The organism is Pseudomonas sp. MWU13-2517 (genome assembly GCF_023242545.1).
In the GTDB taxonomy this organism is placed as follows: domain Bacteria; phylum Pseudomonadota; class Gammaproteobacteria; order Pseudomonadales; family Pseudomonadaceae; genus Aquipseudomonas.
The window spans coordinates 1-24885 of sequence record NZ_JALMFA010000002.1 but is presented as its reverse complement, the minus strand read 5'-3'; the positions used below and the strand labels follow the sequence as shown (position 1 = coordinate 24885).

At 61.0% G+C, this 24885-nt stretch carries 22 protein-coding genes; 11 read left to right on the top strand and 11 right to left on the bottom strand.

Translation table 11 applies throughout. The annotated features are described in order from the left end of the window. Positions 1 to 36 precede the first annotated feature (36 nt). From M5B97_RS02610 to M5B97_RS02590, 5 genes are all read right to left on the bottom strand, one after another. Positions 37 to 1194: a phosphatidylserine/phosphatidylglycerophosphate/cardiolipin synthase family protein gene (locus tag M5B97_RS02610; RefSeq protein ID WP_248730668.1), complete on the bottom strand. Its 1158-nt coding sequence runs from the start codon at positions 1192 to 1194 to the stop codon at positions 37 to 39. A 1-nt stretch (position 1195) separates the two neighbouring features. Beyond that, positions 1196 to 1774, bottom strand: a complete 579-nt coding sequence (locus M5B97_RS02605) for a YceI family protein (RefSeq protein WP_248730667.1) — start codon at positions 1772 to 1774, stop codon at positions 1196 to 1198. Positions 1775 to 1838: 64 nt separating this feature from the next. Continuing rightward, the gene (locus tag M5B97_RS02600) at positions 1839 to 3305 is read right to left on the bottom strand and encodes an amidase (protein WP_248730666.1); all 1467 of its coding nucleotides are present in this window, start codon (positions 3303 to 3305) and stop codon (positions 1839 to 1841) included. A 140-nt stretch (positions 3306 to 3445) separates the two neighbouring features. Further along, positions 3446 to 3760 carry an amidase gene (locus tag M5B97_RS02595; protein ID WP_123714979.1) on the bottom strand — a complete coding sequence of 105 codons (315 nt, stop codon included), beginning with the start codon at positions 3758 to 3760 and terminating at the stop codon, positions 3446 to 3448. Next, positions 3757 to 4830, bottom strand: a complete 1074-nt coding sequence (locus tag M5B97_RS02590; protein ID WP_248730665.1) for a serine hydrolase — start codon at positions 4828 to 4830, stop codon at positions 3757 to 3759. The genes M5B97_RS02595 and M5B97_RS02590 overlap by 4 nt, the downstream gene beginning before the upstream one ends. A 187-nt stretch (positions 4831 to 5017) precedes the next feature. Here M5B97_RS02590 and olsB point away from each other — a divergent pair, with 187 nt between their 5' ends. Together olsB and M5B97_RS02580 are read left to right on the top strand one after the other, a co-directional pair. Continuing rightward, positions 5018 to 5773, top strand: a complete 756-nt coding sequence (gene olsB, locus M5B97_RS02585; RefSeq protein ID WP_123714977.1) for an L-ornithine N(alpha)-acyltransferase — start codon at positions 5018 to 5020, stop codon at positions 5771 to 5773. Further along, positions 5773 to 6564: a lysophospholipid acyltransferase family protein gene (locus M5B97_RS02580; protein ID WP_248730664.1), complete on the top strand. Its 792-nt coding sequence runs from the start codon at positions 5773 to 5775 to the stop codon at positions 6562 to 6564. Before olsB ends, M5B97_RS02580 begins: the two co-directional genes overlap by 1 nt. Before the next feature lie 39 nt (positions 6565 to 6603). Here the strand turns inward: M5B97_RS02580 and M5B97_RS02575 are convergent, their stop codons facing one another. Continuing rightward, positions 6604 to 7188 (bottom strand): ACP phosphodiesterase, encoded by a 585-nt coding sequence (locus M5B97_RS02575; protein WP_134658019.1) that lies wholly within the window; start codon positions 7186 to 7188, stop codon positions 6604 to 6606. 152 nt (positions 7189 to 7340) lie between these two features. On the opposite strand from M5B97_RS02575, the gene M5B97_RS02570 reads away from it, so the two are divergent. The 3 genes from M5B97_RS02570 to M5B97_RS02560 are packed head-to-tail and all read left to right on the top strand — an operon-like array spanning position 7341 to position 9930. Next, a complete protein-coding gene (locus M5B97_RS02570; protein ID WP_123714974.1) occupies positions 7341 to 7667 on the top strand; it encodes a helix-turn-helix transcriptional regulator in 327 nt (108 codons plus the stop codon). 13 nt (positions 7668 to 7680) lie between these two features. After that, the gene (locus M5B97_RS02565; protein ID WP_248730663.1) at positions 7681 to 8847 is read left to right on the top strand and encodes an MFS transporter; all 1167 of its coding nucleotides are present in this window, start codon (positions 7681 to 7683) and stop codon (positions 8845 to 8847) included. Between the two features lie 27 nt (positions 8848 to 8874). After that, positions 8875 to 9930 carry an alkene reductase gene (locus M5B97_RS02560; protein ID WP_134658023.1) on the top strand — a complete coding sequence of 352 codons (1056 nt, stop codon included), beginning with the start codon at positions 8875 to 8877 and terminating at the stop codon, positions 9928 to 9930. 234 nt (positions 9931 to 10164) lie between these two features. Here the strand turns inward: M5B97_RS02560 and M5B97_RS02555 are convergent, their stop codons facing one another. Beyond that, the gene (locus M5B97_RS02555; protein ID WP_123714971.1) at positions 10165 to 10797 is read right to left on the bottom strand and encodes a TetR family transcriptional regulator; all 633 of its coding nucleotides are present in this window, start codon (positions 10795 to 10797) and stop codon (positions 10165 to 10167) included. Positions 10798 to 11062: 265 nt separating this feature from the next. Here M5B97_RS02555 and M5B97_RS02550 point away from each other — a divergent pair, with 265 nt between their 5' ends. The 6 genes from M5B97_RS02550 to M5B97_RS02525 all read left to right on the top strand — a co-directional run bounded on the left by M5B97_RS02550 (position 11063) and on the right by M5B97_RS02525 (position 20827). Next, a complete protein-coding gene (locus M5B97_RS02550; protein ID WP_248730662.1) occupies positions 11063 to 12211 on the top strand; it encodes an efflux RND transporter periplasmic adaptor subunit in 1149 nt (382 codons plus the stop codon). A 3-nt stretch (positions 12212 to 12214) separates the two neighbouring features. Next, entirely contained in the window at positions 12215 to 15376 is a 3162-nt protein-coding gene (locus tag M5B97_RS02545; RefSeq protein WP_248730661.1) for an efflux RND transporter permease subunit, read from the top strand. Then, positions 15373 to 16830, top strand: a complete 1458-nt coding sequence (gene adeC, locus M5B97_RS02540; RefSeq protein ID WP_123714968.1) for an AdeC/AdeK/OprM family multidrug efflux complex outer membrane factor — start codon at positions 15373 to 15375, stop codon at positions 16828 to 16830. The genes M5B97_RS02545 and adeC overlap by 4 nt, the downstream gene beginning before the upstream one ends. 172 nt (positions 16831 to 17002) lie before the next feature. Further along, entirely contained in the window at positions 17003 to 18253 is a 1251-nt protein-coding gene (locus M5B97_RS02535; protein WP_134658025.1) for an OprD family porin, read from the top strand. A gap of 83 nt (positions 18254 to 18336) precedes the next feature. Further along, a complete protein-coding gene (locus M5B97_RS02530) occupies positions 18337 to 19236 on the top strand; it encodes a polysaccharide deacetylase family protein (RefSeq protein ID WP_123714966.1) in 900 nt (299 codons plus the stop codon). Positions 19237 to 19354: 118 nt separating this feature from the next. Next, a complete protein-coding gene (locus tag M5B97_RS02525) occupies positions 19355 to 20827 on the top strand; it encodes a M91 family zinc metallopeptidase (protein ID WP_248730660.1) in 1473 nt (490 codons plus the stop codon). A gap of 28 nt (positions 20828 to 20855) precedes the next feature. Here M5B97_RS02525 and pcaC read toward each other — a convergent pair whose 3' ends face one another. Genes pcaC through M5B97_RS02505 form a run of 4 tightly spaced genes read right to left on the bottom strand, consistent with a single transcriptional unit; the run spans position 20856 to position 24733 of the window. Beyond that, positions 20856 to 21251 (bottom strand): 4-carboxymuconolactone decarboxylase, encoded by a 396-nt coding sequence (gene pcaC, locus M5B97_RS02520; RefSeq protein WP_248730659.1) that lies wholly within the window; start codon positions 21249 to 21251, stop codon positions 20856 to 20858. Between the two features lie 10 nt (positions 21252 to 21261). Beyond that, on the bottom strand, positions 21262 to 22053 hold the full coding sequence (pcaD, locus tag M5B97_RS02515) for a 3-oxoadipate enol-lactonase (RefSeq protein WP_248730658.1): 792 nt from the start codon (positions 22051 to 22053) through the stop codon (positions 21262 to 21264). A 10-nt stretch (positions 22054 to 22063) separates the two neighbouring features. After that, complete coding sequence (locus M5B97_RS02510; protein ID WP_134658031.1) at positions 22064 to 23428, bottom strand: 3-carboxy-cis,cis-muconate cycloisomerase; 1365 nt, start codon at positions 23426 to 23428, stop codon at positions 22064 to 22066. A 9-nt stretch (positions 23429 to 23437) separates the two neighbouring features. After that, positions 23438 to 24733, bottom strand: coding sequence for an MFS family transporter (locus tag M5B97_RS02505; RefSeq protein ID WP_123714964.1), 1296 nt, complete (start codon positions 24731 to 24733; stop codon positions 23438 to 23440). Between the last annotated feature and the right edge of the window lie 152 nt (positions 24734 to 24885).

Here is a 24885-nt window from a genome sequence, read left to right as displayed (position 1 = left end):
GTGCTCTTAACTTGCAGATTGAAGCTTGCAGCTGCTTTAGCTCCTTCTGTCTAGAAGGTTCACCACCAGCCGATCAATCCACCCCCACACCCGCTGTTTCACGCGCCGCCACAACGGCCGCGCTTTCCACGCCTGCAGACTCACCGCCTGGCTTTGCGCAAAGTCCCGCTCGAAGCACCTCGTCACCGCCTGCGTCAATCCGGGGTCCAACGCTTCGAGGTTGGCTTCCAGGTTGAAGCGCAGATTCCAGTGATCGAAATTGCACGAGCCAACACTCACCCAGTCATCCACCAGCACCATTTTCAGGTGCAGGAAACACGGTTGGTATTCGAATATCTGCACACCCGAGCGCAACAGGCGCGGGTAATAGCGGTGCCCGGCGTAACGCACGGAAGGGTGATCGGTGCGCGGCCCGGTGAGCAACAGGCGCACATCCACACCCCGCGCCGACGCCCGCCGCAGAGCCCGGCGCACGCCCCAGGTCGGTAAAAAGTAGGGCGTAGCCAGCCAGATGCGTTGCTGGCTGAGGTTCAATGCGCGGATCAGTGATTGCAAAATATCGCGATGCTGGCGAGCGTCGGCATACGCCACCCGACCAAGGCCAGCACCTGTCGCCGGCACCTTGGGCAGGCGCGGCAAACCGAAATGGCTGGCGGGTTTCCACTCCCGACGCGCCGCATTGGCATGCCATTGACGGTCGAACAGCGCCTGCCAGTCCTGCACCAGCGGGCCGCTGATTTGCACCATCACTTCATGCCAGTCGGCAACATCGTTACCGGGCGTCCAGAATTCATCCGTCGCGCCGGTACCGCCCACGAAAGCGTCGGACTGGTCGATCAACAATAGTTTGCGATGGTCGCGGTACAGGTTGCGCATCCAACGGCGCCAGTTGAGGCGATTGTAGAAACGCAGCTCCACACCGGCGTCGGTCAAGCGTTTACGCAGCCCAAGGGTGAACGCCAGGCTGCCGTAATCATCGAACAGGCAACGCACCTGCACCCCTCGTTCAGCGGCCAGCACCAACGCCTGCACCAAGGCTTCGGCGCAGGCGCCGGCTTCCACCAGGTAGAGCTCGAGGTCTACCTGCCGCTCGGCCCGGGCGATGCCTACCAACATCTGAGGGAAGAAACTCGGGCCGTCGATCAGCAACTCGAAACGGTTGGCGTTGCGCCAGGGAAATACTGCGCCGCCCATGTCAGCGCGCCGAAAAAATCAGCACCGCACCCACCGGCACCGACAGGCTGATCGACGTAAGCCCGGCCGCCTTACGCAAGGCCGCCACACCCGGCATCAGCTCGAAATCCTCGGCATGCACCACCACAGGTTCCAACGTCACCACCTGGAACCGGCGATCATCCAGACGCGTGGCGAGCAGCTCGGCACTGTAAGTCTGGGTCTTGCCATGCAGCGTCACCGACAGAGGCAGACGCAGCTCCAGCTGTGCGCCTGGCGCCAGGTCGTTGATCGGTTGCAGGTTGATCTGCGCGTTGATCCGGGCTTCAGGGAATGTCTTGATTTCAAACAGGTCATTGCGCATGCGCTCATCGCGCAAGGGGATGCCACTGTTGATCGACTCCAGCTCGACATCCAACTGCGCCGCGCCATCGCCGTCGACCTTGCCGTGCAACACCAAGAAGCGATGCACTTCGGCGATTTCGGTATTTTTGGTCGTGACGAACGACAGGCGCGAGGACTCGTTATCCAGGTACCAATCGGCATGGGCAGGCACGGCGGCCGCGGCCAAGAGGGCGAAGGCCAAGGGTTTGATTGACATTAAAGACTCGCGGGAAAAAACCTGGACGAACCTTAAGCGCAATGTCATGAACGGCGCAAATCCATTATGGGAGGAGGCTTGCTCCCGGTAGCGGCTGATCAGTCAGACAAGCAGGCGGCCGCCTCTGCACCCATTGCGTCAGTTGCTCATGGGCATACGCCAATTGCAGCACCGCGTGATCGGCCTGGGCCGGGCCGATGATCTGCAGCCCCATGGGCAGGCCCTGGGGGTTGAAGCCCACCGGGATGCTCATGCTCGGCAGACCGGCCAGGGTGGGGCCGATCACCACCTCCATCCAACGATGGTAAGTATCCATTTCACGCCCTGCCACCTGGCGCGGCCAAGGCTGTTGTGCATCGAAAGGGAACACTTGGGCAGTGGGCAACAGCAGGAAATCATAACGTTCGAACAGCGTGGTCAACGCGCGATACCACTCGCTGCGATCCACCGATGCCTGATACACCTGCTGGGCACTCAAGCCCAGGCCACCCTCCACTTCCCATTGCGCCTCGGGCTTGAGCAGCGCGCGCTTTTTCGGGTTGGCATAGGCCGCAGCCAGGTTGCCATGCACCAACCAGTGGCGATGCACCAGCCAACTGCGCCACAGGCGCGCCATGGAAAAGTCCGGTTGGCAGCTGTCGACGTCGCACCCCAGCGTGGTGAAATCGCTCAGGGCCGATTCGCACAGGCTCATTACACCGTCTTCCATCGGCAGGTAGCCGTTATAGTCCCCCAGCCAGCCCAGGCGAGTGCCCTTGAAGTCACGCGGCAAGGGCTGGCCCAAAACGCTCGGATCGTCCTTCGATGACAACGGCACCCGTGGGTCATAACCTGCCTGGATGCTCAGCAGCCGCGCCACGTCCGTTACGCTGCGGCCCATCGGGCCTTCGGTACTCAGTTGCTGCACGAACAGTTCCGGCATCGGCCCGTGGGGCACCCGGCCCTGGGACGGGCGCAAGCCGAACACATTGTTGAAGGCCGCCGGGTTGCGCAACGACCCCATCATGTCGCTGCCATCGGCCACCGGCAGCATGCGCAGCGCCAGGGCCACGGCCGCCCCGCCGCTGCTGCCGCCCGCGACGCGGCTTGGGTCATACGCATTGACGGTGGTGCCAAACACCGTGTTGTAGGTCTGCGAGCCCAGGCCGAACTCCGGCACGTTGCTCTTGCCGATGATGATCGCGCCGCTGGCCCGCACCCGCGCGACGCTGATGGCATCTTCTTTCGGCACATGCTCGGCGAACAGGGGCGAGCCCAAGGTCGTGCGCACCCCCTGGGTGGCCGCCAGGTCCTTGATCGCCTGGGGCATGCCGTGCATCCAGCCACGGGACCGGCCCTGGTCCAATTCGCGATCGCAGGCCCGCGCCTCGGCGAGCACCTTATCGGCCTCGCGCAGCGACACCAGCGCGTTCACGCTCGGGTTGAAACGCTGGATCTGCGCCAGATACGCCAGCATGACCTCTTCGCAGGAGACCTGCCGGGCGTGGATCGCCCGCGACAGTTGCACCGCATCCCAATCAACAATATTCAAGGCTTCACCTCACTCGGAAACGGCAGCGGCTGCTTGGCACGCGGGGCCGAAAAATCCGTCGGTGGCCATGCACGGCATTAGCAGCAAACGCTCGATAGACGACGCAGCGGTCAGCCACTCACAGTTCCACAGGTGGACCATCAAGGCAACAGGCGGCAGCCCTGGCGATCGCCCATCCACCGTGCGGTATGGGTGCGCCCCAGGCCGCTGGCGGTCACTTCACTGCGCTTGGGGCTATCGCTGAACGCACTGGTCGGCACGTACTGCTTCACATAGCCCCGGCAATATTCGGCCGGGTTGTTTTCCACGTACCGGCACGAACAGTATTCCTTGGCCGTGTACGCCGCGATGATGTCAGGGAAGGCTTGCAGGTTGACGCGCTCATGCCAGATCCACCCCGCCAACGCGAGCAACAGCAGCAGGAACAGACAAGTAAACGGCCGACGGCGGATCATGGCTGCACCGCCGCCAGTACGCGCTTGAGCAGTTCGTTGTGGCGATAGCTGCCGTCACGGTCATCGCCATAGCGCACGATCACCAGGTGTTCGGCGGGCATCACGAACAACGCCTGGCCCCAGTGGCCGAGCGCGGCGAAGGTGTCCTCGGGGGCATCGGGCCAGGGCCTGGGTGCGCCTTTATTGAGCCACCAATGGCCACCCGGCACAGCGTCGTCCTGGCCAGCCTTGTAGTGGGCGAAGGGCTGGCGATTGAAGGCGATCCACGCTTCAGGCAGCAACTGCTGATCGCCCCAGCGCCCGTCCCGGGCCATCAACAGGCCAACCCGCGCCAGGTCGCGAGCGGTGAGGTAGGCATAGGACGAAGCGACAAAAGTTTCATCAGCATCGGTTTCCCAGGTGGCGTTGCGGATGCCCAGCGGTTTGAACAGCACGTCCCAGGGATAACTTATATAAGCCTTGTGACCGAGCATGCCCTTGAGGGCGGCGGACAGGATGTTGGTGTCACCACTGGAATAACGGAACACCTGGCCTGGCGCGCTGACGGACTCGGTGTCTGCCGCAAAGTCGGCCATATCGCCACGACCGCGGGTGTAGAGCATCGCCACCACGGACGATTTCAGCGGGGCGTATTCATAGTCTTCCTGCCAGTCCAGGCCCGAGGCCCAGTGCAGCAGGTCGGCCATCGTCACCGTGGGGTGTTGTTTCATCGGCGGGTAAAAGCGCGCGACGGGGTCGGTCAGCTTGAAGCGGTTTTCGCCGTAGGCCACACCGAGTACGGTGGCCATCAGGCTTTTGCTGACGGACCACGTCAGGTGCGGTGTGCTGGCAGTGGTGGGCGCGCCGTAGCGTTCATAAATGATCTCGCCGTCACGGATCACCAGCAGTGCGTCGGTGCGGATGCCTTTACGGGTCACGTCATCGCGGGCGGGGAATGCGTAGGCGTCCACTGCATCGACAGCGGGGCCGGAAAGCGCTGCGCCCCTGGCCCACTCCTTGTCAGGCCAGGTTTCGGCGTGGGCGGTAACGGTGACGAACAGCAGGGCGACGCACAACAAGCCTCTGACCATAAACGCAGACTCAACGAGGGGGCATTCAAGCCCGCGAGCCTAGCCGAGGCCGATGACAGATTGGCGACAAAAGGCCTGTCATCCAACCGTCACCGTAACTTCATGGAGATGACACCGAGGCTACATAGCCTGAGTTTGGACAAACAAGTCGACCGGCCGGTAAGTGGCCGGCACTCGGAGATTCGCCATGACTCAGATCGCCCGCATCAGCGACACCGGCAATGAACGCCGCCTGCAAGCCGAACGCCTGGTTGGCGCGCAGGCGTTGCAGGAAGCCCAGACCCTGCGGTTCAACGTGTTCAGCGGCGAGTTCAACGCCAAGCTGAAAGGTGCGGAACTGGGCCTGGACATGGATGATTATGATGTTCACTGCAGCCACATCGGCGTGCGTGATTTGAACAGCGGTCGACTGGTGGCCACCACCCGTTTGCTGGACCACCAGGCCGCCAGCACCCTGGGTCGGTTCTACAGTGAAGAAGAATTCAGCCTGCATGGTTTGTTGCACCTGCAAGGCCCGATCCTGGAAATCGGCCGCACGTGCGTCGACCCGGCTTACCGCAACGGCGGCACTATCGCAGTGCTGTGGGGAGAGCTGGCCGAAGTACTCAACGAGGGTGGCTACAGTTATTTAATGGGTTGCGCGAGCATCCCGATGCACGATGGCGGCATTCAGGCTCACGCGATCATGCAGCGCTTGCGCGAACGCTACCTGTGCAACGAACACTTGCGCGCCGAACCGAAAAAGCCGCTGCCGGCGCTGGACCTGCCGTCCAACGTCATCGCCGAGATGCCGCCCTTGCTCAAGGCCTATATGCGCCTGGGTGCGAAGATCTGCGGCGAGCCGTGCTGGGATGAAGACTTCCAGGTGGCCGATGTCTTTATCCTGCTCAAGCGCGATGAGTTGTGCCCGCGTTACGCCCGCCATTTCAAGGCGGCAATGTGATGAGCCGTCTGCGCGTCTACGGACGCATTGCCCGGGTGGTGCTGGTGGTGGCGCTGGGCTTGAGCATGGCCAGTGTCTTTGGTGTGTTCGAACGCTTGGGCGTCGCCAACTCGATGGTGCGGCGTCAGCGCTGGTCGCGGTTCTTTATGGCGCGATTGACTAACGCCCTGCCCTTTCGCGTGACGGTACACGGCGAGGTGCCGCAAACGCCGATGCTGTGGGTGAGTAATCATGTGTCCTGGACCGACATCCCACTGCTGGGCATGGTGGCGCCGATGTCATTTCTGTCCAAGGCCGAAGTACGCACCTGGCCGGTCGCCGGCTGGTTGGCGGCCAAGGCCGGTAGCCTGTTTATCCGCCGGGGCTCGGGCGACAGCCAGTTGATCCGCAAACAGATGACCCGCCACTTGGAGCAGCAGCACCCGCTGCTGATGTTCCCGGAAGGCACCACCACCGATGGGCGCAGCCTGCGCACCTTCCACGGGCGCTTGCTGGCCAGTGCAATCGATGCCGAGGTGTCACTGCAACCGGTGGCAATCCGTTATCTGCGCGGTGGCCAGGTCGATCCTCTGGCACCGTTCATTGGCGATGATGACTTGCTCTCGCACCTCATGCGCCTGTTTGCCAATGACCAGGGTGATGTGGAGATTCATGTGCTCAAGCCGATTGCCTGTGCCGGCCAGGAACGCGCGGCGCTGGCGTACCAGGCACAGCAGGCAGTGCAGAAGGCGTTGTTCGGGCCGTTGCCCGAGGCCGAGCAGGTAGATACCCGGCCAGCATTTGCGGCCTGAACTTACCCGGTGGGAAGGGCTTAGCCCCCCTTCCCACCTTCAGTTCTGCAGGGTCAGTTGGGCCTGGGCAAATTTCTGCAACTGCGGATAGAACAACCGAAAGTCTTCACTCAGCGGTTCATACAACACCCGCAACTCCTGCATGGCATGGGCCAGTTCTTCGGGCTGCGTCAGGCGTCGGGAGATCCCTCGCAACACCTGCTCCATCACCGCGAACTCGCGGTATGAACCCAGCCAGTCATCCGCCGCCATATAGGGGGCGATCTGCGCCAGGCGCCCCGGCAATTGCGGTTCGGCGGCCAGCACGCGGTAGACCTGCGCGGTAAAGCGTTCCAGCGGTTGGTCGGCATACTCCAGCCAATCCCGCGCCAGGCAATGATCGAAAAACACATCGAGGACGATCCCGGCATAACGCCGTCGGGTCAGGCTGAAGCGCGACAACGCCTCCCCCACCAGCGCGTGGCTGTCGGTGAAGCGATCAATTGAGCGGTGCAGCGCAATGGCCGATTCGATTTGCGGGCTGAACTGGCCCTGCAGGCGGCCTTTGACAAAGTCGCCATACAGGCTGCCCAGCAATTGCGCAGGAAGTTGGCCGCCCAGGTGCAGATGTGCGAGATAATTCATGGCGTGCAGTCTAACACTGCCACCAACGTATCGTTATAACCCGATATACCGAATTGATCGGCATTAAGACTAAAATCATATTGGTATATCGAGATTCAACGATTTAAAGTTCGCCTCATCGCGATATAACGCTGCAGCAACGAGCAACCGCCATGTCCATCGACCTCGACGAAATAATAAAAGCCCTGGCACACCCAGTACGACGAGAAATCCTCACCTGGCTGAAAGACCCCAAGGTGCAGTTCCCCGAACAACTGCACAACCACGAATACGGCATCTGCGCCGGGCAGATCGACCAGCGCTGCGGCTTGTCCCAGTCGACCGTGTCGGCCCACCTGGCCACCTTGCAACGGGCCGGTCTGATCAGCAGCCAGAAGGCCGGGCAGTGGCACTTTTTCAAACGCAACGAGGAAACGATCCAAGCCTTCCTCGCCGCGTTCATCACTGAACTCAGCGCTGACGATAAAGCAGCGCTGTAACAAGGAAACGATAATGCCCCTCTCGCTACTCATACTGGCCCTGAGCGCCTTCGCCATCGGCACCACCGAATTCGTCATCATGGGTTTGCTGCCCGATGTGGCGGCGGATTTGGGCGTGTCGATTCCAGGCGCCGGCTGGCTGGTTACCGGTTACGCCCTGGGCGTGGCCATCGGCGCACCGTTCATGGCACTGGCGACCGCCAAGCTGCCACGCAAGGCCGCCCTGGTAGCGTTGATGGTCATCTTCATTATCGGCAACCTGCTCTGCGCCCTGGCCAGCGACTACAACGTGCTGATGTTTGCCCGCGTGATCACCGCGCTGTGCCACGGCGCCTTCTTCGGTATCGGTTCGGTGGTAGCGGCCAACCTGGTGCCGGCCAACAAGCGCGCGTCGGCCGTGGCCTTGATGTTTACCGGCTTGACCCTTGCCAACGTACTGGGCGTGCCATTGGGCACTGCACTGGGGCAGGAAGCGGGCTGGCGTTCGACCTTCTGGGCCGTCACGGTGATTGGCGTGGTGGCGTTGATCGGCCTGATCCGTTTCCTGCCCGCCAAGCGGGATGAAGAGAAACTCGACATGCGCGCCGAACTCAAAGCCCTCCAGGGTGCCGGTATCTGGCTGTCGCTGACCATGACCGCGCTGTTTTCAGCGTCCATGTTCACCCTCTTTACCTACGTCGCGCCGTTGCTGGGCGATGTCACTGGCGTTTCGCCCAAGGGCGTGACCTGGACGCTGCTGTTGATCGGCCTCGGCCTCACGGCGGGCAACATCATCGGCGGCAAGCTGGCGGACAAACGCCTGGCAGCCACGTTGATCGGCGTGTTCATCAGTATGGCGGTGATCTCCACCGTATTGACCTGGACCAGCGCCGCACTGATCCCGACTGAAATCACGCTGTTCCTGTGGGCAACTGCCTCGTTCGCCGCCGTCCCGGCGCTGCAGATCAACGTAGTGACCTTCGGCAAGGCGGCACCGAACCTGGTGTCCACCCTGAACATCGGCGCCTTCAATATCGGCAACGCCCTGGGTGCCTGGGTGGGCGGCAGCGTGATTGCCCACGGCTTCGGCCTGACCAGCGTGCCCGTAGCCGCCGGCGCCCTGGCAGTGCTCGCGCTGCTGGTGACCCTGATTACTTTCCGTCAGGGCGGCGATGCCGACCTGGCCCCTGCGACCAACTGATCAACTTAATAGAGAGAGTGTTTTCCCATGACGACTATTTTCGATCCGATCAAACTGGGCGACCTGGAACTGTCGAACCGCATCATCATGGCACCGCTGACCCGCTGCCGCGCAGATGAAGGCCGTGTACCCAACGCGCTGATGGCCGAGTACTACGTGCAACGTGCTTCTGCCGGGCTGATCCTCAGCGAAGCGACCTCGGTCACCCCGATGGGCGTTGGCTACCCCGACACTCCGGGCATCTGGTCCAACGACCAGGTGCGCGGCTGGGCCAATATCACCAAGGCCGTACACGGTGCGGGCGGCAAGATTTTCCTGCAACTGTGGCACGTAGGGCGGATCTCGCATGAGTCCTACCTGAACGGCGAAACGCCGGTGGCCCCGAGCGCCATCCAGCCTAAAGGCCACGTCAGCCTGGTGCGCCCACTGGCCGACTATCCAACCCCGCGCGCCCTGGAAACCGCTGAAATCGCCGACATCGTCGACGCCTACCGCGTGGGTGCGGAAAACGCCAAGGCTGCCGGTTTTGACGGTGTGGAAATCCACGGCGCCAACGGCTACCTGCTCGACCAGTTCCTGCAAAGCAGCACCAACAAGCGTACCGACAACTATGGTGGCTCCCTGGAAAACCGTGCGCGCCTGCTGCTGGAAGTCACAGACGCTGCGATTGAAATCTGGGGCGCCGGCCGTGTAGGCGTGCACCTGGCTCCGCGCGCCGACTCCCACGACATGGGTGACGAGAACCTGGCCGAAACCTTCACCTACGTAGCCAGCGAACTGGGCAAGCGGGGTATCGCATTTATCTGTTCCCGCGAAAAAGAAGGTGCCGACAGCCTCGGCCCGCAGTTGAAAAAAGCCTTCGGCGGCCCGTACATCGCCAACGAGCGTTTCACCAAGGACAGCGCCAACGCCTGGCTGGCAGCGGGCAAGGCAGATGCGGTGGCCTTCGGCGTACCGTTCATTGCCAACCCCGACCTGCCGGCCCGCCTGAAGGCCGATGCACCGCTGAACGAACCGCACCCGGAAACCTTCTACGGCAAAGGCCCGGTGGGTTACATCGATTACCCAACGCTGGCGATCTGACGTAAATCGCTGAAACGAAAAAGCCCCGGTTCGCAGGAACCGGGGCTTTTTCATAGGCGCTTGGAAACATTCCTTCACAGCCTTGCAACAATATCGCTACAAAATACATAGGCGGCTATCTATCAACCGACCGCCAGCCCGTATATAAAGTCATCCTACCCATCAGGCAGAAGGGCGATTGACTGTCTCTGGACTTTACTGTTGACACAACTGGAAGCAATTACGCATTTTGTCTCAATTGCGCAGGCTGGGGCTCAAGCGCAGCATGTCCAGCCCTGCATCAACCCAACGCTCTGCGTCCTGGTGCAGCTGGAAGCTGTCGGGCACCAGTAGCCACTGGCCAATCAAGCCTTGGATGTAGCCATGGATGCACACTGCCCCCCGGACAGTGTCCAGGTTTTCCGGAAGCTGCCCCCGATTGACCGCGTTACGCAACGTCAGGCCGATGCGCAGGTTGCATTCCAGACTGTGGGTCTGGCGCTGGCGCCGCATGTCACACATTTCATCGGTGAACTCGCACTTATGGATCAGGATTTCGTTGATGCGCCGGGTTTTCGGGTCCAGAGCCACTTGATGATAGAGATGAATCAACAGCTTGCGCATACAGCCCAGCGGGTCGACTTCATCCTCGCTTTCACTCGCCCTGGCCAATTCGTCCAGGGGTTCGTGCAGCGTGTCCAGCAGAGCCTGGAGCAAGTCGGACTTATTACTGAAATGCCAGTAGATGGCACCGCGCGTCACGCCGGCCAGCGTGGCGATGTCCGCCAACGTGGTCCGCGCAACGCCGCGCTGATAAAAGGCTTGCTCGGCGGCCTCGAGAATCTGGCTGCGTGTTTCCTGAGCTTCCTCTTTGGTGCGACGAACCATGGCAATAAAACCTCAATCAGAACACTTGGGATGATCGGCAACGAGCATCTGAATAATTGTGGGACGACACCGTCATGGGCGCCGAACGTACTAAAATCCAGGCTTTCAGCGGTGCTTTGTCAACATTCCGCAAAGCCTGTCAAGAGTTTACAAACAACCATGAACGTAAGTATATTGCGTAGCAAGCTACTTATCTACTCACAGCTTGTTTTTTACCCTTCCACACTGCTTGTGCGCACTCTGCGCGCCTGACCCGAGGATCTTCATGCAACTTAAGCCAGCTGTTACCGCTCTGGTCACTGCCGTCGCCCTGGCATCGCTGCTCAGCGGATGTAAAAAGGAAGAAGCGGCTCCGCCCGCTCAAACCCCTCAGGTCGGCGTGGTAACCATTCAACCGCAAGCCTTTACCCTGACCACCGAACTGCCAGGCCGCACCACGGCCTACCGCATTGCGGAAGTTCGTCCTCAGGTCAATGGCATCATTCTCAAGCGCCTGTTCAAGGAAGGCGGCGACGTGAAGGAAGGGCAGCAGCTCTACCAGATCGACCCGTCGGTGTATGAAGCCACGCTGAAAAGCGCACAAGCCACCCTGACCCAGACCAAGTCCATCACCGACCGCTACAAGCAGTTGGTCGATGAGCAGGCCGTCAGCCGCCAGGAATACGACACCGCCCTGGCCAACCGGATGACCGCAGAGGCCAACGTGCAAACCGCCCAGATCAACGTGCGCTACACCAAAGTGTTCGCGCCGATCTCCGGGCGTATCGGCCGTTCCTCGGTGACTGAAGGCGCGCTGGTCAGCAATGGCCAGACCGATGCCATGGCCGTTATCCAACAACTGGACCCGATCTACGTCGACGTCACGCAGTCCTCGGCTGAAATGCTGAAACTGCGCCGCGACCTGGAAAGCGGCCAGTTGCAAAAAGCGGGCGACAACGCCGCCAAGGTCAAGCTGACCCTGGAAGACGGCACGGCCTACGGCCTGGAGGGCAAGCTGGAGTTCTCGGAAGTGTCGGTCGACGAGACCACCGGTTCCGTGACCCTGCGCGCCGTGTTCCCGAACCCTGACCACACCCTGCTGCCAGGCATGTTCGTACACGCCCAGCTGCAAGCGGGTGTGAACAGCAAGGCCATCCTGGCGCCGCAACAAGGCGTGACCCGTGACCTCAAGGGTATCCCGACGGCACTGGTCGTGAACCAGGACAACAAGGTCGAGCAACGCGTCCTGGTAGCGAACCGCACTGCCGGCGCCTACTGGCTGGTGGAAGATGGCCTCAAGGCCGGTGACCGCGTGATCACCGAGGGCCTGCAGTTCATCAAGCCGGGCATCGAAGTCAAGGTCAAGGACGCTGATAACGCTAAACCCGCCGGTACGGCTGCAGCGCCTGCTGCCGCTGCTGGTAAAGGGGAGTAATTCATGTCGAAATTTTTTATCGACCGTCCCATTTTTGCCTGGGTAATCGCCCTGGTGATCATGCTGGTCGGGGCATTGTCGATCCTGAAGTTGCCCATCAACCAATACCCGGCCATTGCGCCAACCGCTATCGATATCCAAGTGACCTACCCAGGCGCGTCCGCACAAACCGTGCAGGACACCGTCGTACAGGTGATCGAGCAACAGCTCAACGGTATCGACAACCTGCGTTATGTCGCCTCGGACAGTAACTCCGACGGCAGCATGACCATCACCGCGACGTTCAACCAGGGTACCAACCCGGATATCGCTCAGGTCCAGGTGCAGAACAAGCTGAACCTGGCGACCCCACTGCTGCCGCAAGAAGTGCAGCAGCAGGGTATCCGCGTGACCAAGTCGGTGAAGAACTTCCTGATGGTGATTGGTCTGGTGTCGGAAGACGGCAGCATGACCAAGGACGACTTGTCCAACTACATCGTTTCCAACATCCAGGACCCGATTTCCCGGACCGCGGGTGTAGGTGACTTCCAGGTGTTCGGTTCGCAGTACGCCATGCGTATCTGGCTCGACCCGGCCAAGCTGAACAACTACCAGCTCACGCCCGTAGATGTCAGCAACGCCATTGCGGCCCAGAACGTCCAGGTAGCCACCGGCCAGTTGGGCGGCCTGCCTGCCCTGCCCGGCACCCAGCTGAACGCCACCATTATCGGCAAGACCCGCCTGCAAAGCGCCGAAGAGTTCGCCAAGATCCTGATGAAGGTGAACGCCGACGGCTCGCAGGTTCGCCTGGGCGACGTGGCTCGCATCGAGCTGGGTGGCCAGAACTACAGCATCAGTGCGCAGTTCAACGGCAAGCCGGCCTCCGGTATGGCCATCAAGCTGGCAGCCGGTGCAAACGCCCTCGACACCGGCAAGGCTATCCGCGCCACCGTGGCGTCCCTGGAACCGTTCTTCCCGCCTGGCATGAAGGCGGTGGTGCCGTATGACACCACCCCGGTGGTGACCGAATCGATCTCCGGTGTGGTTCACACCCTGGTCGAAGCGATCGTGCTGGTGTTCCTGGTGATGTTCCTGTTCCTGCAGAACTTCCGCGCCACCATCATCACCACCATGACCGTACCGGTGGTATTGCTGGGCACCTTCGGCATCCTCGCGGCAGCTGGCTTCACCATCAACACCCTGACAATGTTCGGCATGATCCTGGCCATCGGCTTGCTGGTGGACGACGCCATCGTGGTAGTGGAAAACGTCGAGCGGGTAATGGCCGAGGAACACCTGTCGCCGAAAGAGGCGACGATCAAGTCCATGGGCCAGATCCAGGGCGCCCTGGTGGGTATTGCCCTGGTCCTGTCGGCGGTACTGTTGCCGATGGCGTTCTTCGGCGGTTCCACCGGTGTGATCTACCGGCAGTTCTCCATCACCATTGTTTCGGCGATGGCGTTGTCGGTACTGGTTGCCTTGATCTTCACCCCGGCCTTGTGCGCCACCATGCTCAAGCCGATCGACCCGGACAAACACGGCCAACCCAAGCGCGGCTTCTTCGGCTGGTTCAACCGCACATTCGATCGCGGTGTTCAGAAGTACGAGCGCGGCGTGGGCGGCATGATCAAGCACAAGATCCCGGCGTTCCTGGTGTATGCGCTGATCCTGGCCGGCATGATCTGGATGTTCACCCGCATTCCAAGCGCGTTCCTGCCTGAAGAAGACCAGGGTGTGATCTTTGCCCAGGTGCAGACGCCGGTAGGTTCGTCGGCTGAACGTACGCAGAAAGTCATCGACGATATGCGTATCTTCCTGCTGAACGACAAGGAAGGCGAACCGGGCGAAGGCAAGGCCGTGAAGTCGGTGTTTACCGTCAACGGCTTCAACTTCGCCGGTCGTGGCCAGAGCTCGGGCCTTGCGTTCGTGATGCTCAAGCCGTGGGACGAGCGTGATGCGTCGCAATCGGTGTTTGAAGTGGCCAAGCGTGCCCAGGGTTACTTCTTCGGGGCCTTCAAGGACGCCATGGTCTTTGCCATCGTGCCGCCTTCGGTTCTGGAGTTGGGTAACGCCACCGGTTTCGACGTGTTCCTGCAAGACCAGGGCGGCGTTGGCCACCAGAAGTTGATGGATGCGCGTAACCAGTTCCTGGGCGCGGCGTCGCAAAGCAAGATCCTGGCGGGCGTGCGCCCCAACGGCGTGAACGATGAGCCGCAATACGAGCTGACCGTTGACGACGAGAAGGCCAGTGCCCAAGGCATCAGCCTGGCGGAAATCCAGCAGACCCTGGCGATTGCCCTGGGTGGCAGCTACGTCAACGACTTCATCGACCGTGGTCGTGTGAAGAAGGTGTACGTGCAGGGCGATGCGGCCAGCCGCATGTCTCCGGAAGACCTCAACAAATGGTACGTACGCAGCACCTCCGGGAAGATGGTGCCCCTGTCGGCCATCTCTTCGGGCAAGTGGATCTACGGCTCGCCGAAGCTCTCGCGTTATAACGGTGTAGCGGCGATGGAAATCCTCGGTACTCCGGCACCAGGCTACAGTACGGGTGACGCGATGGCGGAAGTCGAGCGCATTGCCAAGGATCTGCCAACCGGTATCGGCTACTCGTGGACCGGCCTGTCGTATGAAGAACGTCTGTCCGGCTCCCAGGCGCCTGCGCTGTACGCCCTGTCGCTGCTGGTGGTGTTCCTGTGCCTCGCGGCACTGTACGAAAGCTGGTCGATCCCGATTGCGGTGATTCTGGTGGTGCCACTGGGCGTGATCGGTGCATTGATCGCCACCAGCCTGCGCGGCCTGTCCAACGACGTGTTCTTCCAGGTGGGCCTGCTGGTCACCGTGGGTCTGGCAGCGAAAAACGCCATCTTGATCGTGGAGTTCGCCAAAGAGCTCCACGAACAGGGCAAAGGCATCGTCGAGGCCGCCATCGAAGCGTCCCGCATGCGTCTGCGCCCGATCATCATGACGTCCATGGCGTTCATGCTCGGCGTACTGCCGCTGGCGATTTCCACCGGCGCAGGCTCAGGCAGCCAGCACGCGATCGGTACCGGTGTCATCGGCGGTATGATCACGGCTACTGTCCTGGCGATCTTCTGGGTGCCGCTGTTCTACGCAACCGTGTCGTCCGCCGGCGAACGCAAGAAACCGGTTACTACTGAAACCCCTAAAGAGGCTGGCCAATGAGCAAGTCGCTACTTTCCCTGGCCGTCACGGCATTCGTGCTCAGTGGCTGCTCTTTGATACCCGACTACCAGCGCCCTGAGGCGCCGGTAGCCGCCCAGTTCCCCCAGGGGCCGGCGTATTCGTCGGCCCAGGCGCCGGGCCAGGCCGCTGCCGAGCAGGGCTGGAAGCAGTTTTTCCATGACCCGGCCCTGCAACAGCTGATCCAGACCGCGCTGGTGAACAACCGTGACCTGCGCGTCGCGGCCCTGAACATCGACGCGTATGCGGCGCAGTACCAGATCCAGCGTGCCGACCTGTTCCCGGCCGTTTCGGCCACGGGTAGCGGCAGCCGTTCGCGTACTCCGGCCCGCCTGTCGCAGACTGGCGAGGCGAGCATCAACAGCCAATACTCGGCCGGGCTCGGGATCAGCGCGTATGAGCTGGACCTGTTCGGTCGCGTCCGCAGCCTGAGCGAAGAAGCCCTGCAAAAGTATTTCGCCACTGAAGAAGCACGGCGCAGTACCCAGATCAGCCTGGTGGCCAGCGTGGCCAATGCCTACCTGACCTGGCAGGCCGACAAGGAACTGCTCAAGCTGACCCAGGACACCTTGGGCGCCTTCGAGGAGAGCTACCGGTTGACCTCGCGCAGCAACGAAGTCGGCGTGGCCTCGGCCCTCGACCTCAGCCAGTCGCGTACCTCGGTGGAAAACGCCCGCGTGCAGCTTGCCCGCTATACGCGCCAGGTAGCCCAGGACGAAAACAGCCTGACTCTGCTGCTGGGCACCGGCCTGCCGGCCAACCTGGCCAGCAAGCCGCTGTCGGATGACCTGCTCAGCGAAGTGCCGGCCGGCTTGCCGTCGGACCTGCTGCAACGTCGTCCCGACATTGTGCAGGCCGAGTACAACCTCAAGGCCGCCAATGCCAATATCGGCGCAGCCCGTGCAGCGTTCTTCCCGAGCATCAGCCTGACCGCCAGCGCCGGTACCGCCAGCCCTAACCTGGGCGGCCTGTTCAAAGGCGGTTCTGGCACCTGGTCGTTTGCCCCGCAGATCAACATCCCGATCTTCAACGCCGGTAGCCTGCGCGCAAGCCTGGATTACTCGAAGATCCAGAAAGAGATCAACGTGGCCAACTACGAGAAAGCGATCCAGACCGGCTTCCAGGAAGTCTCCGACGGCCTCGCCGCACGTGCGACCTATAAGCAGCAACTGGACGCCCAACGTGGGTTCGTCGCCGCCAACCAGGATTACTACCGCCTGGCCGAGCGTCGCTACCGCATTGGTGTCGACAGCAACCTGACGTTCCTCGACGCCCAGCGCCAACTGTTCAGTGCCCAGCAATCGCTGATCACCGACCGCCTGGCGCAGTTGACCAGCGAGGTCAACCTGTACAAGGCCCTCGGCGGCGGCTGGAACGAGCAAACCGCTAAAAACGAACCGTTGAAAGAAGAAGCGCCGAAGATGAAGCTGTTCTGATATCTGCGGCGTAAACGAAGCCCACCTTCCGGTGGGCTTTTTATTTTCCGTGCCCCACCAGCTTTCGTTCGATCATCGCCCACAACCCGCTCTCCCCCACTTTCAACGCTCCCATACCGCCAAGCACCATGGCCGCCACCTGCACAACCCCAATAACAACAGGTCCGACACCATGAGCACTTTCCATCCGCGCCAGCTTTTGCTGGCCACCGCTGTCGCCGGCTTTGCCCTACCCGTGGTCGCTGAAGAACACGGCTTTCTCGAAGACGCCAGCGCCAACCTCAACCTGCGCAATTTCTTCTTCAACCGCAATTACACCAACCCGACCAAAAGCCAGGGCGGCGCGCAGGAGTGGACGCAAAGTTTCATCCTCGACGCCAAATCCGGCTTTACTCAAGGCACGGTGGGTTTCGGTCTGGATGTACTGGGCTTGTATTCGCAAAAGCTCGACGGTGGGCGCGGCACCGGCGGTACCCAACTGTTGCCGCTGGACCACGATGGCCGCCCGGCCGATAACTTCGGACGCCTGGGCGTGGCGTTCAAGACGCGTATTTCAAAGACCGAAGTGAAGGTTGGCGAATGGATGCCTGTGCTGCCGATCCTGCGTGCCGATGATGGCCGCTCGCTGCCGCAGACCTTGCGCGGTGGGCAAATCACCTCCAGGGAGATCGACGGCCTGACGGTGTATGGCGGCCAGTTCCGCGCCAACAGCCCACGTGACGACAGCAGCATGAGCGACATGTCGATGACCGGCAAAGCGGCATTCACCTCCGATCGCTTCAACTTTCAAGGTGCGGAATATGCGTTCAATGACAAACGCACCCAGGTCGGCCTGTGGAATGCCCAGCTCAAGGACATCTACCGCCAGCAGTTCGTCAACCTGATCCACAGCCAGCCCGTGGGTGACTGGACCCTGGGCGCCAACCTTGGCTTTTTCTATGGCAAGGACGATGGCAGCGCCCGCGCCGGCAGCCTGGACAACAAGACCTGGTCCGGCCTGTTTTCCGCGCGCTACGGCGGCAATACCTTCTACGTCGGCCTGCAAAAACTCACCGGCAACAACGCCTGGATGCGCGTCAACGGCACCAGCGGCGGCACCCTGGCCAACGACAGCTACAATTCCAGCTACGACAACGCGCAGGAAAAGTCCTGGCAGGTACGCCACGACTATAATTTCGCCGCCCTCGGCATCCCGGGCCTGACCTTGATGAACCGCTACATCAGCGGCAGCAACGTACACACCGGCACGATCACCGACGGCAAGGAATGGGGCCGTGAGAGCGAAGTGGGCTACACCGTGCAGAGTGGAACCCTGAAGAACCTCAACGTACGCTGGCGCAACTCCACGATGCGCAGGGACTACAGCAACAACGAGTTCGATGAAAACCGGTTGATCGTCAGTTACCCGATCAGCCTGCTGTAAACCGGCGTCCCACTTGCTGTATGGTGCGCGCCTGCCGCTGCTGAACCGCCCAGCAGCGGCCTTTATTCGAGCCCGCATCCCCCATGAAAGCCTTCGCTTCAGCGACTGCCCTGCTAGCCCTGGCCTTGAGCCTCAATGGCTGCATCAGCGCACCTGTCGCCTTGACACCGCAGACCGCGCAGCGCTTGCAGGCCCAGGCACCGATCCGATTCCTGCTGACCTTCGATGACGGCCCCAGCGCCTCGGGCTACAACAACCCGAGCCGTTCGGTAATGGCAGACCTGGCGAAAAACCCGGTGTTGCCGGGCATCAAGGCGGTGTTCTTCCTGCAGACCGAGGCGTCCCGTTCCGGCGGCAACCCTCGCGGCCACAAGACCATGGAGCGCGAATATGCCGCCGGGCATATCCTGGCATTCCATACGGCCACTGCGTTTCATACCAACCATCGCTGGCTGAGTGACGCCGAATTGGAACGCACCCTCACCCAGGGTTCGGCAGACATCGCCGCCATCACCGGAACACCGCCCCTGCTGGTTCGCCCGCCCTTCTGGAACTACGACAAGCGCACCTTCGCGGCCTACCAGCGCCACCACATGCAGGTGTTGCTCACGGACCTGAGTGCCAATGACGGCAAGATCTGGGGGTTCAATGGCAGCCCGCGTCGCCGGGCCAATCTGTACCGGCAACTGTCAGTGGTGCGCGAGCATATTGCCCTGGGTGAACTGCCGACGGTGGACGGCGTGATCCCCGTGGTGGTGACCTTCCACGACATCAACCGCTACACCGCGCGGCATATGCAGGAATACCTGCAGATCCTGATGGACAGTGCGCGGATCAACGGCATGAAAACCGCCGCCGAGCCGTTCTACACCGACCACGCCACCCTGGAACGCGCGGCGCTGGCCCGCACGGTCAAGGATGTGAATGAGCCGGTGCATCTGCCCGGGGTATGGAATTGGGTGTGGGATGCGGACTCTCACTGAAACACTTTCAGTTCATAAATGATGAAAATAAAAGCGCTCTACGTGGGATAAATTTCCCTCCTCACGCCACTCAGGATGAGCGACTTCATAAACCTCATCATTGAGAAAGGCATCAATCATGATCACTGCTACTCACCCCGTGATATCTCCTCTCCTTGCGCAAGAGCCCGTTACCCCAACAGATACTATCGACAGATCCCGCAACCGTACGCTGATCGATGATGGCAACGTCAAGATCGAGCGGATACTGGAACAGGATGATCATTTCATCACTACCGACGAAGTCCGGATAACGACCACTGACCGCAATGATGTGGTCAGGATTCATGCCGGTGCCAATGGCCAAGTCAGTGCAACTGTGAACGGCCAGCCTTATCAGCTGCCGTTGAGCCGTGGGGACTTGGATCAGATCCTGGTGATAAAAACCCAGGGTGGAGATGACAAGATTGACATCGACCCGGATATCAAACTTCCCGTTAATATTTCCGCTGGAGACGGCAATGATCGAATCGTAGCAGGAGGTGGCGAGACCCGGGTTTTCGCGGGTAACGGCAACGACTACATACGCCTGGGAAGCGACAATGGCCTGGCCTTTGGCGAGGACGGCGACGATCTGATGGTCGCAGGAGAGGGTAAGGCGGTGATGTCAGGTGGTAAGGGCAAAGACAAAATGTACGCGGGTTCAGGCCCTGAAAGCCGCGAGGTGTATCTGAGTGGAGATGCCGATGATGACAAGCTGTACGGGGGCCAGGGAAAAGTCATCTTGAACGGAGGGTTGGGTAATGATCAATTGTTCGGCTATCGGAACACGACCATCTATACCGGACACGGCCAGGACAGTGTCCACTCCTTTAATGCCAAAGACCGTATCTATGCAAAAAAAACTGATCGTATTCACAACCACAGAGACGCCAAGATCAATGAGGTTCGCCCGAGCGAAGCGGGAAAGCGCGGCTTTAAAATAGTGGGTTCACCAGAGTTCATCCGTCGGGTGGAAGACAAGCTGGAAGAGTTGAGGTCCTCGCCAGTGGGACAACAGGTTCTTGAAGAAATGGACAAGCTCTCGGACAAAATCGGCAGCCCGGTGGTCATTCGATCAGCGGGTGAAAATGGAAACATCCACAGCTATCGGGTCCAGCCAATATCCAGTGATACGGCAGAAGATGAGGCAACGGACGAAAATGATGCGAAGTATGGGTTTATCAAAGAGGGTATACCCGGTACAGCGGCCACTCGGGCAGAAATCACCTTCGCAGCAGACTCCCTGGACTGGCGTCTGGGCCTGTCACCGCTGATCAGCATCTTTCATGAGATGATTCACGCCTACAACGGCGCGACAGGAACCTTCATTCCCGGCAAACAACCCATCGTCGAGAAGGACGGCAAGCCCGCCGTTATCGACGATGAACCCGTACATGATGCATTTACTGAACTTCAAGCCATCGGCGTGCCGAACTCCGGCACGGCATTCGACTTCGACAACGATCCAGGCACCCCGCCATCGACAATAAATCCATACCCGTTCTATGAGAACGCCCTACGAGAGGAACTGGGGGTACCACTTCGTACAAAGCATAGGGACACCGAATAACCCACGACAGCCCCGCAGGCCTCGCTTGCTAAAGTTGCCGAGACTCAACCCCCAGCTCATCCCACACCGACTCCGCCAGGTGGAACGTCGCATTCGCCGCCGGAATGCCGCAGTAGATCGCGCTCTGCATCAGCACCTCCTTGATCTCGGCACGAGTGACCCCATTGCTGGCGGCGGCACGCAGGTGCAATTTCAATTCTTCACTGCGGTTCATGCCGATCAACATGGCGATGGTGATCAGGCTGCGGGTGTGCCGGGGCAACCCTGGTCGGGTCCAGATATCGCCCCAGGCATGACGGGTGATCATTTCCTGGAACTCACTGTTGAACTCGGTCAGGGCATTGAGGCTGCGGTCGACGTGGGTATCGCCCAGCACCTCGCGGCGCACTTGCAGGCCATCAGCGTAACGTTGTTTCTCGTCCACAAAAGACTCCTTAACGGGCCAGCAAAAATTCCAGCACGCGTTCGCTGAACGCTGTGCCGGCTTGAACGTTGGACAGGTGAGCCGCGTAGAACTCGGCGTACTCGGCGCCTTTCACATGGTTCTGGATAAAGTGCCCGCCGGCCGGTGGTGTCACGGCATCTTCAGTGCCGGCAATCACCAGGGTCGGCACTTTGATCGAGGCCAATTGCTCACGAAAATCGGCATCGCGCACCGCTGCGCAGTTCGCGGCATAGCCCTGGGGTGAAGTCGCCGCGAGCATGTCGGTGATCTGCTGCGCCTGGTGCGGGTTGGCCGCCGCGAAATCAGCCGTGAACCAGCGCGCAATCGAAGCATCGCGCAGGGCCACCATCGCCGCCGCGCCATCGCGCAGGACCATTTCTATGCGCGGGTTCCATACCTCGGGCGTGCCGATCTTGGCGGCGGTGTTGCACACCACCAGGCGGTGCAGGCGTTCGCCCGCGTGAATGCCCAACCATTGGCCAATCAGCCCGCCCATGGACAGGCCACAGAAATGCGCACGTTGGATATCCAGCGCGTCGAGCAACGCAACCACGTCATGGCCAAGTTGCTCGATGCTGTAAGGCCCCTCCGTCACCAGGGACTGGCCGTGGCCACGGGTGTCGAAACGCAACACGCGAAAATGCCGGGTGAAGGCAGAAATCTGGATGTCCCACATATGCATGTCGGTACCCAGGGAGTTGGACAGCACCAGCACCGGCGCGTCGATCGGCCCGTCCAGTTGGTAATGCAGTTCGCCCTCGGCGAGTTGTACAAAAGCCACAGCGTTCTCCTCAGGCGTTCAATGCAAAATGGTCGGCCACCGCGCGGGTAACCCAAGTATGGGCCTGGCCCAGGTAGTTAGCCGGGTCAAGCAGCCGGTCCAGCTCAGACGCCGACAGCTCGGCGGTGATCTGCGGTTCGTCCGCCAGCACGGCGCGCAGATGGCGCCCGTCGGCGACGGCACGTTTGCAGCAAAGCTCAAGCAGATGGTGCGCGGTCTCGCGGCCCAGGCGCTGGGCAAGCACGATGCTGACCGCTTCGGCCAACACCAGGCCTTGGGTCAGGTCGAGGTTGTGCGCCATGCGCTGCGCATCGACTTCGAGGCCCTCACTCACCAGCAATGCCTGCTTCAAGGCACCGGACACCAGCCGGCAGATCTCCGGCAGGGTTTCCCATTCGGCGTGCCACAAACCCAGGCTGCGCTCGTGCTCCTGGGGCATGGCGCTGAACATCGTCGCCACCAGGCCGGGCACGCGCGTGGCGGCGCTGATCAGCACGGCAGCGCCCACCGGGTTGCGCTTGTGGGGCATAGTCGAGGAACCGCCCTTGCCCGGTGCCGAGGGTTCAAACACTTCGGCGGCTTCGGTCTGCATCAACAGGCTGATATCGCGCCCGATTTTGCCAAGGCTGCCGGCGATCAGGCCAAGGCTGCCGGCAAACTCCACCAGGCGATCACGCTGGGTATGCCAGGGTTGCTCGGGCAGGCTCAACTGCAACTCGGCCGCCAGCGCCTCGGCCACTGGCATGGCCTGTTCGCCGAGCGCCGCGAGGGTGCCGGACGCACCGCCGAATTGCAGCACCAGCAGGCGCGGCTTCAGCTCGGCCAGACGCTGACGGCTACGGGTGACGGCACCCAGCCAACCGGCGATTTTCATGCCCAACGTCACCGGCGTCGCATGCTGAAGCCAGGTGCGGCCAGCCAGAGGCGTGGCTGCATGACGCTGCGCTTGAGCGGCCAGAATGCCGCCCAAACGCGCCAGGTCCGTTTCGATCAACTCCATGGCACGCCGCAGTTGCAGTACCAGGCCGGTGTCCATCACATCCTGGCTGGTTGCGCCCAGGTGCACATAACGTTCGGCACCGGCGTCTTCAGCGGCGATCAACTTGCCCAACGCCTTGACCAATGGAATCGCCGAATTGCCCGCCGTGGCAATCGCCACGCCGAGCGCATCCACGTCGTACAACGACGCCAGGCAGGCTTGGGCAATCGGTGCCACGGCGGCCTGCGGAATCAGCCCGACCCGCGCCTCGGCGCGGGCCAGTGCAGCCTCGAAATCCAGCATGCCCTGCAGGCGTCCATGGTCGCAGAACACCTCGGCCATGCTGTCAGCGGTGAAGTAGGCGTCGAACAGTTGATTGCTCGTGCGCAGCGTCATAACTCATCCCTAGAGATCGTGGTGCAGATACGCCGCCTGTTTCGGCAGGCGCAAGCTGAACAGGAAAGCGATTGCCATCATCGCCGTGACATACCAATAGAAGCTGTTTTCCAGGCCGATGGACTTCAGGCTCAGCGCGACGAATTCCGCCGAGCCGCCAAAAATTGCATTGGCGACCGCGTAGGCCAGGCCCACTCCCAACGCACGTACCTGAGGCGGGAACATCTCCGCTTTGACCAGGCCGCTGATGGAGGTGTAGAAACTCACAATCGCCAAGGCCAGGGTGATCAACACGAACGCCAGGAACGGGCTGCTGACGGTTTTCAAGGTGAGCAGGATAGGCACGGTGAACAGGGTGCCAAGGCCGGCGAACCACAACATCGAGGCACGTCGGCCGATCTTGTCCGCCAACATGCCAAACACCGGCTGCATGCACATGTACAGGAACAGCGCACCGGTCATGATGTAGCTCGACGTCTTGGCATGCATGCCGACGGTGTTCACCAGGTACTTCTGCATGTAAGTGGTGAAGGTATAGAAAATCAGCGAGCCGCCGGCGGTATAGCCCAGCACGGTGATGAACGCCGCCTTGTGGTCGCGGAACAAGGCGCTAATGCTGCCGGCGTCTTTGTCTTCGCGCATTTCCTTGCTGGTGGTTTCTTTCAATGAACGGCGCAACAGCAGCGAAATCACCGCCGCAATGGCGCCGATCACGAACGGGATACGCCAGCCCCAGGCCCGCAGTTCTTCTTCAGTGAGAAACTGTTGCAGGATCACCACCACCAGCACGGCCAGCAATTGCCCGCCGATCAGCGTCACATACTGGAAGGAGGCGAAGAAACCCCGTTGTCCCTTGAGCGCCACCTCACTCATATAGGTCGCGGTAGTGCCGTACTCGCCGCCCACGGACAGGCCTTGAAACAGGCGCGCCACCAACAGCAGGATCGGCGCCCAGACGCCGATGGTGTTATAGGTCGGCAAAAAGGCGATGACCAGCGAGCCGGCGCACATCATCAGCACCGAGATCATCATCGAGTTTTTACGGCCGTGCTTGTCGGCCACGCGACCAAACAGCCAGCCACCGATGGGCCGCATCAGGAACCCGGCGGCGAACACACCGGCAGTGTTGACCAGCTGAACGGTGGGGTTGTCCGATGGAAAAAATGCAGGGGCAAAGTAAATGGCGCAGAAGGCATAGACGTAGAAGTCGAACCATTCGACCAGGTTGCCGGAAGAAGCACCGACAATCGCAAAAATCCGTTTGCTGCGTTCTTCTCCGGTGTAGTGACTCGTTGTTGTTGTCATGGTTTTTTCACTCAGTGGGAACAGTTATAGCCTAGACATACTTTGCAACAACCATGTTCCGCATGTGGAGCAGTTGCAAGTTTCAAGCTACAAGCTGCAAGAGAAGAACGGCCGCAATCACTACTGCCAGTCAGTTAAGAAGGGGAAAGGCT